Annotated in this window: 13 protein-coding genes and 1 tRNA gene; 13 read left to right on the top strand and 1 reads right to left on the bottom strand. The window is 59.5% G+C overall.

The features are described from left to right. Positions 1 to 34: 34 nt before the first annotated feature. From murG to RDQ42_RS00235, 5 genes are all read left to right on the top strand, one after another. Positions 35 to 1,156, top strand: coding sequence for an undecaprenyldiphospho-muramoylpentapeptide beta-N-acetylglucosaminyltransferase (gene murG, locus RDQ42_RS00255; RefSeq protein WP_231358268.1), 1,122 nt, complete (start codon positions 35 to 37; stop codon positions 1,154 to 1,156). 101 nt (positions 1,157 to 1,257) lie between these two features. After that, positions 1,258 to 2,511 (top strand): UDP-N-acetylglucosamine 1-carboxyvinyltransferase, encoded by a 1,254-nt coding sequence (gene murA, locus RDQ42_RS00250; RefSeq protein WP_231358269.1) that lies wholly within the window; start codon positions 1,258 to 1,260, stop codon positions 2,509 to 2,511. Between the two features lie 9 nt (positions 2,512 to 2,520). Next, the gene (locus RDQ42_RS00245; protein WP_231358270.1) at positions 2,521 to 3,420 is read left to right on the top strand and encodes a cell division protein FtsQ/DivIB; all 900 of its coding nucleotides are present in this window, start codon (positions 2,521 to 2,523) and stop codon (positions 3,418 to 3,420) included. Positions 3,421 to 3,757: 337 nt separating this feature from the next. Next, a complete protein-coding gene (gene ftsZ, locus RDQ42_RS00240; protein ID WP_054331705.1) occupies positions 3,758 to 4,867 on the top strand; it encodes a cell division protein FtsZ in 1,110 nt (369 codons plus the stop codon). A gap of 87 nt (positions 4,868 to 4,954) precedes the next feature. Then, a complete protein-coding gene (locus tag RDQ42_RS00235) occupies positions 4,955 to 5,905 on the top strand; it encodes a 1-phosphofructokinase family hexose kinase (RefSeq protein ID WP_071428189.1) in 951 nt (316 codons plus the stop codon). A 94-nt stretch (positions 5,906 to 5,999) separates the two neighbouring features. Here RDQ42_RS00235 and RDQ42_RS00230 read toward each other — a convergent pair. Next, positions 6,000 to 6,075 (bottom strand) — tRNA-Val (locus RDQ42_RS00230). A gap of 334 nt (positions 6,076 to 6,409) precedes the next feature. Between RDQ42_RS00230 and ruvC the strand changes: the two genes are divergently transcribed. Genes ruvC through RDQ42_RS00190 form a run of 8 tightly spaced genes read left to right on the top strand, consistent with a single transcriptional unit; the run spans position 6,410 to position 13,465 of the window. Continuing rightward, the gene (gene ruvC, locus RDQ42_RS00225; protein WP_054331659.1) at positions 6,410 to 6,925 is read left to right on the top strand and encodes a crossover junction endodeoxyribonuclease RuvC; all 516 of its coding nucleotides are present in this window, start codon (positions 6,410 to 6,412) and stop codon (positions 6,923 to 6,925) included. A 31-nt stretch (positions 6,926 to 6,956) separates the two neighbouring features. Beyond that, entirely contained in the window at positions 6,957 to 7,559 is a 603-nt protein-coding gene (gene ruvA / locus RDQ42_RS00220) for a Holliday junction branch migration protein RuvA (RefSeq protein WP_054331660.1), read from the top strand. 42 nt (positions 7,560 to 7,601) lie between these two features. Beyond that, on the top strand, positions 7,602 to 8,660 hold the full coding sequence (ruvB, locus tag RDQ42_RS00215; RefSeq protein WP_071428460.1) for a Holliday junction branch migration DNA helicase RuvB: 1,059 nt from the start codon (positions 7,602 to 7,604) through the stop codon (positions 8,658 to 8,660). An 11-nt stretch (positions 8,661 to 8,671) separates the two neighbouring features. Further along, entirely contained in the window at positions 8,672 to 10,021 is a 1,350-nt protein-coding gene (glmM, locus tag RDQ42_RS00210) for a phosphoglucosamine mutase (RefSeq protein WP_071428193.1), read from the top strand. Beyond that, positions 10,022 to 10,885 carry a class I SAM-dependent methyltransferase gene (locus RDQ42_RS00205; protein ID WP_308588050.1) on the top strand — a complete coding sequence of 288 codons (864 nt, stop codon included), beginning with the start codon at positions 10,022 to 10,024 and terminating at the stop codon, positions 10,883 to 10,885. Positions 10,886 to 10,896: 11 nt separating this feature from the next. Further along, positions 10,897 to 11,775: an energy-coupling factor transporter ATPase gene (locus tag RDQ42_RS00200; protein ID WP_071428195.1), complete on the top strand. Its 879-nt coding sequence runs from the start codon at positions 10,897 to 10,899 to the stop codon at positions 11,773 to 11,775. A 15-nt stretch (positions 11,776 to 11,790) separates the two neighbouring features. Next, positions 11,791 to 12,660 (top strand): energy-coupling factor transporter ATPase, encoded by an 870-nt coding sequence (locus RDQ42_RS00195; RefSeq protein WP_071428199.1) that lies wholly within the window; start codon positions 11,791 to 11,793, stop codon positions 12,658 to 12,660. Beyond that, positions 12,653 to 13,465 (top strand): energy-coupling factor transporter transmembrane protein EcfT, encoded by an 813-nt coding sequence (locus tag RDQ42_RS00190; RefSeq protein WP_071428201.1) that lies wholly within the window; start codon positions 12,653 to 12,655, stop codon positions 13,463 to 13,465. Before RDQ42_RS00195 ends, RDQ42_RS00190 begins: the two co-directional genes overlap by 8 nt.

Below are 13,465 nucleotides of genomic sequence, written 5' to 3'. Positions count from 1 at the left end.
GGGATAGTACCGCCGAAGAAATGGAAACAGGATTATGAACATTCTTTTTGCGTGCGGCGGAACCGGGGGACACATCAACCCGGCCATCGCCGTAGCGGGGACTTTAAAAGCCCGCCACCCCGAGGCCAACATCCTCTTTGTGGGGAACCCCCGGGGGATGGAGGCAAAACTGGTGCCAAAGGCGGGGTATAATTTTTACCCGATCCGCATTATGGGGTTCCAGCGGCAGCTCAACTGGTTCAACATCAAGTACAATCTGCGGTCGATGGGCTGCTTCATCTCCTGCGGGCCAAAAATCCGCAAGTTGATCCGGGAATTCCAGCCCGATGTGGTGATGGGTACCGGCGGATACGTCAGCGGCATGGTGTTGGAAAAAGCCCACGCTATGGGGGTAAAGACCATCTGCCATGAGCAGAATGCCTATCCGGGGGTTTCCAACCGGATGACCGCCAAATTTGCAGACAAGGTGCTTTTAGCGGTTGAGGATGCCAAAGAGCATATGCCGCCCTCAATGGATTACGCAGTCACCGGCAACCCAGTGCGGGAGGACATCATCTTTGCTGACCGGGAGCGGGCCCGCAAGGCCCTGGGGGTGGGTGACCGCTTCTGCATCCTCACCTTTGGGGGGAGCCTGGGCGCCCGGCGGATCAACGAAGCGGTGGCCGACCTGATGGCTTGGCACTGCGGCGGGGACCGGATTCACCACATCCATGCCACTGGCTCTTACGGGGTGGAACTGTTCCCCCAGCTGCTGAAGGAGCGGGGGGCACAGGTGGAGGGAAACCGCCACATCGATATCCGGGAATACATAGACAACATGGCCCAATGCCTGGCTGCCGCGGACCTGGTTATCTGCCGGGCGGGGGCCTCCACCATCAGCGAACTGGAGGCGGCTGGACGGGCCTCGGTGCTCATCCCATCGCCCAATGTGGCGGCCAATCACCAATACTACAACGCCTTGGTTTTGGAAAAGCGGGGGGCGGCCATCCTCATTGAGGAGAAGGACCTGACAGGGGAACTGCTCTGCCAAAAGGTCGGGGAGCTGGTGGATGATCCCGGGCGGCTGCGGCAGCTGGGTGAGAATGCCCAGCGCCTTGCTATCCTGGATGCAAACCAGCGGATCTACCAGGAAATTATGGCGCTTTTGGCCCGCTAATCCCCCCTTTTTCACCCTTTGCCTTATGCCGGCATACACTGCTGTTGCAGGAGCGGTTTGGCACAAAAACCGTTTTTGACAGCGTGAAAGGGTGCGAGATGATGGCAAACTTTTTGATAGAAGGCGAAAACAGAATCGGCGGGGAGCTGCCCATTCACGGTGCGAAAAATGCCGCGCTGCCCATTTTGGCTGCGGCGCTGCTGACCCGCCGCAGCGTGCTCCACAACTGCCCGGATCTTTCGGATGTGCGGGCGGCTGCCCATATTTTGGAACACCTGGGCTGCACCGTAGAGCGGGAGGGGGACACCGTCATTGTGGAAAGCGACGACGGCGTCTACTGTGATATCCCCGACGGGCTGATGCGGGAGATGCGGTCCTCGGTGGTGTTTTTGGGGGCGATCCTCACCCGGTGCGGCCGGGCGCGGGTTTCCTTCCCCGGCGGGTGTGAGCTGGGCCCCCGGCCTATCGACATCCACCTCGCTTCTTTGGAGCGGATGGGGGTAAACATCAAGGAGGATCACGGAGACCTGGACTGCACCATCGATGGAAAGATGGTGGGCACTGAGCTCAACCTTCCCTTCCCCAGCGTAGGGGCCACCGAGAACATCCTGTTGGCGGCGGTTTTGGCAGAGGGCACCACCGTGATCCACAACGCGGCCCGGGAGCCGGAAATCCAGGACTTGGCTGGGTTCCTCACCGCCATCGGGGCAAAAATCCACCTAAAGAACGACGGGACTATCGTAGTAGAAGGGGTGGAAACCCTTTTGCCGGAGGTGGAGTACCGGGTGATCCCCGACCGGATTGCCACCGCCACCTATCTGTGCGCAGCTGCTGCCACTGGGGGTGAACTGCTGGTGACCAAGACGGAACCAGAATATCTGGCTGCCGTCCTCCCCATGTTTGAGGAGATGGGCTGCCAGGTGAAAACCGGTCCAGATCTCATTTATTTGAAGGGCCCCCGCCGCCTGCGCCCTGTGCGGATGGTGCGGACTATGCCCTATCCAGGGTTCCCCACCGACGCCCAAGCCCCCTTTATGGCCTTGTCCACCTTGGCCCAGGGCACCAGCGTCTTTGTGGAAAACATCTTTGAAAGCCGTTATAAGCACGCCGCAGAGCTGATGAGGATGGGGGCACGGATCAAAGTAGAAGGCCGGGTGGCTGTGGTGGAAGGGGTTCCGGCCCTGCACAGCGCCCAGGTTCGGTGCACCGATCTGCGGGGCGGCGCCGCTCTGTGCATCGCCGCGTTGGCGGCGGCAGGGGTCAGTCGGGTCAGCGACATCGCACACATCGAACGGGGCTACGAACGGTTGGAAGAACACCTATCTAGCCTCGGCGCAAAAATCACAAGGGAGTAGAATCGGGACGTGAAGAAAAAGAAGGATCAAAAACGGGAGTCTGCCTCGGCGCGGCAAGCCAACATGGACCGCCGGAAAAAACGCCGTCACGGCCGCTATATCCTCCACTACATACTGATCGCGGCCTTTGTGCTTTCGGTGGGGGCGGCGCTGTCGATGACTGTATTCTTCAAAATTGAAAAGGTGGAGGTGGCCGGCAACACCAAATACCCCCCGGAGGAGATCATCGCTGCCAGCGGCATCGCGCCGGGGCAGAACCTCTTCCGGGTCCACGGCGACCAGGTGAGCGAAAAGCTGACCCAGCAGTTCGCTTACATTGAAAGCGTCAAGGTGGAGTACCGCTTGCCGCCCCGGGTGGTGCTGAAAATCACCCAGGCCACCCCCTTGGGGGCGCTGGAATCCGGGGAAGGGGAGTATATCCTCATCAGCCGGGAGGGCAAGGTGCTGGAGAAGAACACCGGCGAGCCGGAGGGCCGTTACCCCTTGGTCAAGGGAATCCAGGTCGGGGAGGCTCAGGTGGGTTCCACCCTGGGGCCGGAGGCTGAGGAGCGGCTGCGGATGCTCACCTATCTGGTGGACGCCTTGGAGAGCACCGGCTTCCCCGATGTCACCCAGGTGGATTTGACCGACCGGCTCAACATACAGATCGTCTATCAGGACCGGCTGCTGATCCAGCTGGGCAGCGAAGGGGATTTGGAGTATAAGCTCCAGTTTGTCACCTATGCCTTGGAAAATTCGGTGGAAGATGGGTTTGAGGGGGTATTGGATGCCTCCATCCCCAAGGAGCTGCACATTTTGCCCAAGTCCATCAAGGGAGATGCCTCCAATCCGCCGCCTGCCCCAGGGGAGGAAGAAGGGGAGAGCCCGCCGGAGGAAGCCCCCTCTGACAGCGGGACTGACAGCCAGTGAGATCGAGCATTTCCAAGAGGAAAAAATGTTTTTCGAACAGCACAGTTTTAAAGTTGGGCAAAAGCCGCCTGGATTCCCCAGTCCCCGCCTAAAACGGCGGCAGGGAAAAAGCAGAGGTGGCAACCAAGGGTGAATTTTTAGAAAATACTTTGCAATCTGACGAGATTCGGCTTGCTAAAAGACGGGAAATCTGTTAAATTATTAAGTATGGATCTTTCTGCCCGCCTGAACCTTTCTGCGGGGCGAAGGCGGCTTGGTTTTCATATTTTACCTATTCCGCTTCGGAAGAATAGGTCCCATTTGGATCATTCACATATAGGGGGAAGTTTGGATGCAGATGAATTTTAACATGGACAACGATTTTGAACGCGAGGTCGCCATCAAGGTGATCGGCGTGGGCGGCGGCGGCGGAAACGCGGTCAACCGCATGGTCTCTTCCGGCATGAAGAGCGTAGAGTTTATCTCGGTCAATACCGACAGCCAGGCTTTGAAATTTTCCCAAGCCAGCTATAAAATCCACATCGGTGACAAACTGACCAAAGGCAAAGGCGCCGGCGGTTCTCCGGACAAAGGCCAGCGGGCCGCTGAGGAGAACCGGGACGAGATCGCCGGCGTCCTCAAGGGCACCGACATGGTGTTTATCACCGCTGGCATGGGCGGCGGCACCGGTACCGGCGCAGCTCCCGTTGTGGCGGAGATCGCCCACGATATGGGCATCCTCACCGTGGGCATTGTGACCAAGCCCTTCACCTTTGAAGGCAAGCGCCGCATGGAACAGGCCGAGGTGGGGGTCGCCAACCTGCGGGAGCATGTGGATGCCCTGCTGGTCATCCCCAACGAGCGGTTAAAGAGCATCTCAGAGCAGAAGATCACCCTGCAAAACGCCTTCTCCGCTGCGGATGAAGTCCTCAAACAGGGTGTGCAGAGCATCTCTGACCTGATCAATATCCCCGGTATTGTTAACCTGGACTTCGCCGATGTCACCTCCATTATGAAGGATGCCGGTTATGCCCACATGGGCGTGGGCCGGGCCAGCGGCAAAGATAAAGCCGAGCAGGCCGCCGCCGCCGCCATCGCTTCCCCGTTGCTGGAGACCTCCATCAACGGCGCCCGGGGTGTGATCGTCAACATCACCGCATCCTCCGATGTGGGCTTGGATGAGGTGGATGTTGCTTCCAGCATGATCCACGCCTCCGCCCACCCCGATGTCAACCTGATTTGGGGCGTCGCCTACGACGAGAGCATGCAGGATGAAATGCAGGTCACCGTCATCGCCACCGGCTTTGACAACGACAAGAATTTCGACATCCCCGCATACACCTTTAAGAGCCCGGCTAAGAGCGCCGCTGCCCCCGCCCCCCGTCAAGAGGAGGCAAAAGAGGTGCAGGATGACGACGATGACAACGGGTTCATCGATATCATGGAAATTTTCCGCAGCAAGAAGTAGTGTTCTGCATGCGGCTCTCCAGGACGGCGCCAGCAACGGCGCCGTTCTTTGTATGGAGAGGGTGAGATGTGTTTTGGAGGTGAAACCATGGCTTTTGACAGGATCATCACCCTGTCCCTCAACCCGGTGATCGACACCACCCTCCACCTGGACGGCCTCAACATCCGGGCGGAAAACCGGGTTTTGGAGGAGCATTTTGAGGCGGCAGGCAAAGCGGTCAACGTGGCCAGGGCGCTCAAGCGGGCCGGGGTGGAATCCACCGCGGTGATCGCTGCGGGCCGGGACAACTGGGGCCGTTACCTAAAGGCTTTTTCCCGGGATGAGATCCCCTTTCGGGTGGTGTTCTGCCCCGGCAACCTGCGGGAGAACATCAGCCTGGTCATCGATGGGGTGGAGGATGTCACCCGGCTGATGCGCAGCGGCTTCTCCCTGGAGGAGGGGGCCCTGGATGAGGTCATGGGCCATCTTTCCCAGCTGGTGACCCCACACAGCCTTGTGGTGGCCGCTGGGCGGCTCCCAGGCGGTATGGATGGGGATGCCTTCAGCGATTTGTGCCTGCGCATCCAGGAGATGGGGGCGAAAATCGCCCTGGATACCAGCTCCCTCACCTTGGAACAGGTGAAGCGGATCCGGCCCTGGATGTTTAAGCCCAACCTGGATGAATTCGAGGACTTGATGGGCTGCCGTTTCCAGGACGAGGACGGGGTGGCTGCGGCTGCCCGGGAACTGCGCAGGGTAGGGGTCAGCCATGTGCTGGTCAGCCTGGGCAAAGATGGGATGTTCTATTCCGGCGAGGCGGGGGCCATGCGGCTCACGGTGCCTTCCCTGACGGTGAAAAGCGCTGTGGGGGCAGGGGACAGCCTGACTGCTGGGTTCATCGCCGGATACCAGGCGGGGCTGGATTGGATCGACTGCCTGCGCCAGGCCTGTGCTTTCGGGTCGGCGGCCTGCCTGGTGGATGGCACCAATCCCCCCAACGAGGAGGATGTAAAGCGGATTCTCCAGCGGGTGCAGGTGTTTCGCCGGGATGCGCTGTGATAAAAAAGCCGGGGGAAGTGGTCGCTTCCCCCGGCTTTTTCCTGTGAAAAAAGGCAAAAAAATGCCGCCTCCACTATTGCAGAGACAGCATCATTGGTGGACGGTAAGGAACTCGAATCCCTGACCCCCTGCACGTCAAGCAGGTGCTCTACCAGCTGAGCTAACCGTCCAAATATTTTGTAACCTCATCGGCCAACGAAGTGTATTATAGCTTATCTTTTCCTAAAATGCAAGCATTATTCACAACTTTCACGATTTATACAAAATAATTACCCGATATATAGAAATTTTGTCGGAGAAAATCGAATGGTTTCCACCGGAAGAAGCTGATTTGTCGGCGGTGGAACTTGTGGGCTCCGCACATTTGTGCTATAATGTCCACAGGGTATGCCCATGGAAAACTGCCGTGGGGAAACCAGAAGATTTCGGGGGTTTCCGCCGCAAAAAGGGAAGAGCCCCGTGCTTTTTTCTCGGGCGGCCGCGCCCCCAGCAGAGTGAGGAACTATGATCGTTTTAGGAATTGACCCCGGCTATGCCATCGTAGGGTATGGGGTGGTAAATTACGACCGGGGCAGGTTTTCCACCATCGCCTACGGCGCCATTACCACCGAGGCCCACACCCCCTTTGAAGACCGCCTGCTGGTGATCTTTGAAGATATGTGCGCCCTTTTGGACCGGTACCAGCCGGCAGCGCTGAGCATTGAACAGCTGTTTTTCACCAACAACAAGACCACCGGCATCGCCGTGGCGGAGGCCCGGGGGGTGATCCTCCTGGCGGCCCGGATGAAGCACGTGCCGGTGTATGAATACACCCCCATGCAGGTGAAACAGTCGGTAGTGGGATACGGCAAAGCGGTCAAAGCCCAGGTGATGGAGATGACCCGTTCCATACTCGGGCTGGAAAAGATCCCCAAACCGGATGATGCCGCCGATGCCCTGGCCTTGGCGGTCTGCCACGCCCATGCGGCGGGTTCCATCCTCTCCAGCTCACGGCTGAAAGAGCGGCTGGAACTGCTGTAATCCATCTTAGGCGAGCAAAGGAAGATTTTGTATGATATATTCTGTCCATGGAAAACTGATCCACACCGAATCCGGGTTTGCCGTGGTGGAGTGTGCGGGAGTGGGCTATAAATGCCTGACCACCCTCTCCACCCTGTCCCGGCTGCCCCGGCTGGGGGAGGAAGCCACCCTCTATACCCACCTCAACGTGCGGGAGGATGCGGTGGACCTCTTCGGCTTTTATGACCAAGGGGAATTGAGCTGCTTTAAGATGCTCATCTCGGTGTCCGGGGTAGGGCCGAAGGCGGCCCTTTCCATTTTGTCCTCTATGAGCCCGGAGAAGTTTGCCCTCTGTGTAGCCACCGGCGATGTCAAGAGCCTTAAATGCCCTGGCGTCGGGCCCAAGATCGCTCAGCGCATCGTGCTGGAACTGAAGGATAAGGTCTCCAGCGAGGCGGTGGCCCAGGGCTTCCAGGCGGAGCTCCCCGCGGCGGCCCTGTCCGCATCCGGGCCGGCGGCGGAAGCCATCAGTGCCCTGGTGGTGCTGGGCTACAGCCAGTCGGAAGCCGCTGTGGCGGTAGGCCAGTGCGACCCCGCCCTCCCGGTGGAAGAGATGATCAAATTCGGCCTCAAAAAACTGGCCACCAATTTGTAAAGTGGGGAAAGGAGGCCTTCTCCCGTGAGTTTCACCAATGAAATGGACTTTGAAAACCGCATTGTCGCCCCGGAATTTTCCGGCGAGGACGGCGATGTGGAATATTCTTTGCGCCCCAAAACATTAAATGAGTATATCGGGCAGGAAAAAGCGAAGGAAAACCTGTCGGTGTTCATCGAGGCGGCTCGCCGCCGGGGGGAGGCACTGGACCATGTGCTGCTCCACGGCCCGCCCGGTTTGGGCAAGACCACCCTCTCCAATATCATCGCCAACGAGATGAATGTCAGCATCCGGGTGACCTCCGGCCCCGCCATTGAGAAGCAGGGGGATTTGGCCGCCCTGCTGACCAACTTGGCCCCTGGTGACATCCTGTTTATCGATGAAATCCACCGCCTCAACCGCAGCGTGGAGGAGGTGCTGTACCCGGCAATGGAGGATTTTGCCCTGGACATCATCATCGGCAAAGGGCCCTCTGCCCGGTCTATCCGCATCGATCTGCCAAAATTCACCCTCATCGGGGCCACCACCCGATCTGGGCAGCTGTCCGCCCCCCTGCGGGACCGGTTTGGGGTCATGCTCCGGCTGGAGCTTTATACGGTGGAGGAGCTTGCCACCATCATCCGGCGCAGCGCCGAGATTTTAGACATCTCCTGTACCCGGCAGGGTTCCATTGAGCTGGCCCGCCGTTCCCGGGGGACCCCGCGGATTGCCAACCGCCTCCTGAAACGGGTGCGGGATTTCGCCCAGGTCATCGGGGACGGGATCATCACCGATGAGATCGCCGCCCACGCCCTGGATCGGCTGGACATCGACCCCTTGGGCTTAGATGCCATCGACCGCCGGATGCTGACCACCATCATCCGCAACTACGGCGGCGGGCCGGTGGGGCTGGATACCCTGGCGGCGGCGATCAATGAGGAATCGGTGACCTTGGAAGACGTGTATGAACCCTATCTGATGCAGATCGGGTTTTTGACCAGGACCCCCCGGGGCCGGTGCGTCACCCATCTCGCGTATGAGCATTTGGGGATTCCCCAGCCCATCGGGCAGATGAAGGACTTGGAACAGCTCAATTTGATGGATCTCAACACCAACAAGTAAGGGGATACGACATGGGCAGAATTTTTGGAACCGACGGCGCCCGCGGGGTTGCCGGAAGAGACCTGACCATCCGCCTGGCTGCTGATATTGGCCGGGCCGCCGCCCTGGTGGTTGGCAGGAATGTGAAACGAAAACCCCGCATCCTCATCGGCAAGGACACCCGCATCTCCTCGGATATGCTGGAAAGCGCCGTCGCCGCCGGACTTTGCTCGGTGGGGGCGGATGCTGTTTTGGTGGGGGTCGTCCCCACACCGGCGGTGGCCTACCTGGTTCGCCGCTATGGCATGGACGCGGGCATTATGCTCTCGGCCAGCCACAACCCCTATGAATACAATGGCATAAAGATCTTCGGCCCCCAGGGCTTTAAGCTGCGGGACGAGGAGGAGGCCGCCATCGAGGAGATCATCCTGGACGGGGTCACCGAAATCCCCAGCCTATCCGGCGGGGACCTGGGCCGGGTGGAGCGGCTGGAAAACGCCCACGCCGACTATGTGGCCCACCTGGCTTCCACCGTGCCAGGCGGCCTCTCGGGCATGCGGATCGCGGTGGACTGCGCCAACGGCAGCGCCAGCGCCACAGCGGCGGAGCTGTTTGCCCAATTGGGGGCCGAAGCGGTAATCCTCTGCGACCGGCCCGATGGCCTAAACATCAACGAGGACTGCGGCTCCACCCATTTGGAGCGGCTGAGCCAGTTTGTCAAGGAGCATAGCCTTGCGGGCGGCGTGGCCTTTGACGGCGACGCGGACCGGTGCCTTGCGGTGGATGAAAACGGCGACCCGGTGGACGGGGACCAGCTCCTTGCCATCTTCGGCACCGCCTTGCGGGAGGAAGGGAGGCTCAAAGGGGACTGCATCGTCGCCACGGTGATGAGCAACCTGGGCTTCTTCACCTTTGCCCGGGAAAACGGTTTTGCCACTGATACCACCCGGGTAGGCGACCGGTATGTGCTGGAGAGCATGGTGAAAAACGGCTATTCCCTTGGAGGGGAGCAGTCAGGCCACATCATCTTTTTGGAATATATGACCACCGGGGACGGCCAGCTTTCGGCCATTCAGCTCCTTTCGGTGATGAAAAAGACTGGCAAGCCCCTTTCGGAATTGAAAAACCAGATGAAGAAATTTCCCCAGACGATGGTCAACGTGCTGGCCACCCCGTCTATGAAGGCGGAGTGGGATAACTGCGAAGCCGTTTTGGCAGCCATCGCCGGGTATGAACATACATTGGGCGGCCGCGGGCGGATTTTGGTCCGGCCTTCGGGCACCGAGCCATTGATTCGGGTTATGGTGGAGGGAGAGGAGCTCTCGGTCATCCGGGAGGCGGCCCAAGCCATTGCGAACGCCATTAAGGAGAACGTAAAGTAGATGAGAATTGCATCGGATTGGAAGGACTTTGAGGTGATCGACTGTTCCGGCGGCGACAAGCTGGAGCGGTGGGGGGAGGTGCGGCTGATCCGCCCAGACCCCCAGGTCATCTGGCATACCCCCAAGGGCCGGGAGTGGGAAAAGGCCAACGCCCACTACATCCGCTCCTCCAGCGGCGGGGGAAGATGGCAGGTGAAAAACATGCCGGTCCCCGAGTGGGAAATCGGCTATAAAGAGCTGCGGTTCCACATCCGGCCCACCGGGTTTAAACACACCGGCCTGTTCCCGGAGCAGGCGGTCAACTGGGATTTTATGGCGGAGAAGATCGCCTCCGCCGGCCGTCCCACCAAAGTGCTCAACCTGTTCGCCTATACCGGAGGGGCAACCTTGGCCTGCTCTAAGGCGGGGGCGGAGGTGGTTCATGTGGACGCCTCCAAGGGGATGGTCTCCTGGGCGCGGGACAACGCCAAGCTCTCTGGGCTGGAGGGGCGGCCCATCCGCTGGATCGTGGACGACTGCGAGAAGTTTATCCAGCGGGAGATCCGCCGGGGGAACCGGTACGACGGCATCGTCATGGACCCGCCCTCCTATGGGAGAGGGCCGGGGGGCGAGGTCTGGAAGCTGGAGGATCAGGTCTACCACCTGGTGGAGCTCTGTGGCCAGCTGCTGTCGGACAACCCCCTCTTTTTCCTCTTAAACTCCTACACCACCGGCCTTTCCGCCTCGGTGATGGAATACATTCTGGGCGTCTGCCTCACCCCGGGACACGGGGGCAAAGTCTCCTCCTCGGAGATCGGGCTTCCGGTCAAGCTGTCCGGCTACAACCTGCCCTGCGGCAGCACCGCCATCTGGCAGAAAGGTTAGGGGGAAAAGCCATGGAACAGGATGTCATTCTTTTGGCCGACCACATCTCCTTCCACTACTTCGACGACAACGAGAGGCCCATCCCAGTGCTCAAGGATTTGAGCTTGACGGTGAACCGGGGGGAGTTTGTGGCGGTTTTGGGCCACAACGGGTCGGGGAAATCCACCCTGGCCAAACACTTCAACGCCATTTTGCTGCCCGAGACGGGGAACTGTATCGTGGATGGCATCAACACCCGGGAGGAAAACCGACTTTACGACATCCGCCAGCGGGTGGGGATGGTCTTTCAAAATCCGGACAATCAGATCGTCGCCACCATCGTGGAGGAGGATGTGGCCTTTGCCCTGGAAAACATGGGCGTGTCCCCAGCCGAGATCCGCAAACGGGTGGACGACGCTTTAAAGTCGGTGGGGATGTATGAGTTCCGGGAGCACGCCCCCCACCAGCTTTCCGGCGGGCAGAAGCAGAGGGTAGCCATTGCGGGGGTCATCGCCATGCGGCCGGACTGCATTGTGCTGGACGAGCCCACCGCCATGCTGGACCCCCGGGGCCGGTGGGAAGTGATGCGCACCATCCGGCAGCTGAACCGGGAATTCGGCATCACAGTGGTACTGATCACCCATTATATGGACGAGGCCGCCCAGTGCGACCGGGTAGTGGTGATGGACGATGGCAAAATCCTCTTCAACGCCGCCCCCAAGGAGGTCTTTTCCCACGTAAAGGCCCTCCACGCCGTAGGGCTGGACGTGCCCCAGGCTGCCCAACTGGCGGATGAACTCATCGAGCTGGGGTATTCCCTCCCGCCGGATGTGATCTCGGAGGAGGAATGTGCCGACGCCTTGGCCGCCCTCCTGGACGGGGCGGGAATCCACCCACAACACCAAGCGTAAAGGAGGCTGCCTAGTTTGTCCATTCTGCGAACCGAACACCTCTCCTATGTCTATTCCCAAGGCACCCCCTTTGAGAAAATCGCCATAGAGGACGTAAACATCGACATCGAGGAGGGGGAATTTGTCGGGGTTATCGGCCACACCGGGTCCGGCAAATCCACCCTGATACAACACTTTAACGGCCTTTTGCGGCCCACCAGCGGCAAGATTTTTGTGGACGGACAGGATATTTGGGCAAACCCCAAGGAGATCCGCAAATTCCGCTTTATGGTGGGTCTTGTGTTTCAATATCCCGAATATCAATTGTTTGAGGAGACGGTCTACAAGGACATCGCCTTCGGCCCCACCAACATGGGCCTGACCCCCGACGAGATTGACCGCCGGGTCAAGGAAGCGGCCCGCTTTGTGGGCCTAAGCCCCATACAGTTGGAAAAATCCCCCTTTGAGCTCTCCGGCGGGCAGAAGCGCCGGGTGGCCATCGCCGGGGTACTGGCCATGCAGCCCAAGGTTTTGGTGCTGGATGAGCCCACCGCCGGCCTGGACCCCAAAGGGCGGGACAGCATCCTCTCCCAGATCAAGGAATACCACCAGGAGAATGGGACCACCGTCCTTCTGGTTTCCCACAGCATGGAGGATGTGGCTCAGTACGCCCAAAAGGCCCTGGTGATGAACAATGCCAAGGTGTTTCTCCACGACGATGTGGAAAAGGTCTTTTCCCACGCTGCCGAAATGGAGGCGATGGGCCTCTCCATCCCCCAAGTTTCCCGCATCTTTTTGGATCTGGCGGGCCGGGGGTACCCGGTGACCCCCAATGTCTTTACAGTAGAGGGCGCCAAACAGGAGATCCTCCGGGTTTTGGGGAAAGGGGGGAGCGCCCATGCTTAAAGACATCACCATCGGGCAGTATTTCCCAGGCAAGTCCCTGGTACACCGGATGGACCCCCGGATGAAGATCATCTTAGTGATCCTCTACATCGTCATGCTGTTCACCGGCGACAATGTGGGGAGCCTCATCGTGGGCATCTTCTTCCTGCTGATCGCCTACCCGGTTTCTAAAATCCCCATGAAGATGGTGGCCAAAGGGGTGAAGCCGGTCATCCCAATCATCCTCTTCACCGCTGTGCTCAACATGCTGTTTGTGGACGGCAAGGTGCTGTGGAGCTGGTGGGTGTTCAAGCTCACCCAGGAGGGCATCCAGCTGGCGGTGATGATGGCGGTGCGGATTGTCTGCCTTATCGCGGGCACCTCCCTCTTGACCTACACCACCAGCCCCATCGCCCTCACCGACGCCATCGAGCGCCTTTTGTCCCCCCTCAAAAAGCTGAACTTGCCGGTCCATGAACTGGCTATGATGATGACCATCGCCCTGCGGTTTATCCCCACCCTCATCGAGGAGACCGACAAGATTATCTCTGCCCAGAAGGCCCGGGGCGCGGACATGGAATCAGGCAGCATCATCGACCGGGCCAAGGCCATGATCCCTATTTTAATCCCCTTGTTCGTCTCGGCTTTCCGCCGGGCGGAGGAGCTGGCCCTCGCCATGGAGTGCCGCTGTTACCGGGGAGGGGAAGGGCGCACCCGGATGAAGCAGCTCCACCTGTGCGGCATCGACTTTGTGGGCCTTGCCTTTGTGGTGTTCTGCTTTGCCCTGACCTTGATCACAAACACCCTATTGCCCAGTATGTTTTAA

It is taken from the genome of uncultured Merdimmobilis sp. (assembly GCF_902471145.1).
Taxonomy (GTDB): Bacteria; Bacillota; Clostridia; order Oscillospirales; family Ruminococcaceae; genus Merdimmobilis; species Merdimmobilis hominis.
This window is presented reverse-complemented; position numbering and strand designations above follow the sequence as displayed.

Coding starts and splice junctions, on each gene's coding strand:
- murG (WP_231358268.1), top strand. CDS start 35: ATGAACATTCTTTTTGCGTGCGGCGGAACCGGGGGACACATCAACCCG.
- murA (WP_231358269.1), top strand. CDS start 1,258: ATGGCAAACTTTTTGATAGAAGGCGAAAACAGAATCGGCGGGGAGCTG.
- ftsZ (WP_054331705.1), top strand. CDS start 3,758: ATGAATTTTAACATGGACAACGATTTTGAACGCGAGGTCGCCATCAAG.
- RDQ42_RS00235 (WP_071428189.1), top strand. CDS start 4,955: ATGGCTTTTGACAGGATCATCACCCTGTCCCTCAACCCGGTGATCGAC.
- ruvC (WP_054331659.1), top strand. CDS start 6,410: ATGATCGTTTTAGGAATTGACCCCGGCTATGCCATCGTAGGGTATGGG.
- ruvA (WP_054331660.1), top strand. CDS start 6,957: ATGATATATTCTGTCCATGGAAAACTGATCCACACCGAATCCGGGTTT.
- ruvB (WP_071428460.1), top strand. CDS start 7,602: ATGGACTTTGAAAACCGCATTGTCGCCCCGGAATTTTCCGGCGAGGAC.
- glmM (WP_071428193.1), top strand. CDS start 8,672: ATGGGCAGAATTTTTGGAACCGACGGCGCCCGCGGGGTTGCCGGAAGA.
- RDQ42_RS00205 (WP_308588050.1), top strand. CDS start 10,022: ATGAGAATTGCATCGGATTGGAAGGACTTTGAGGTGATCGACTGTTCC.
- RDQ42_RS00200 (WP_071428195.1), top strand. CDS start 10,897: ATGGAACAGGATGTCATTCTTTTGGCCGACCACATCTCCTTCCACTAC.
- RDQ42_RS00190 (WP_071428201.1), top strand. CDS start 12,653: ATGCTTAAAGACATCACCATCGGGCAGTATTTCCCAGGCAAGTCCCTG.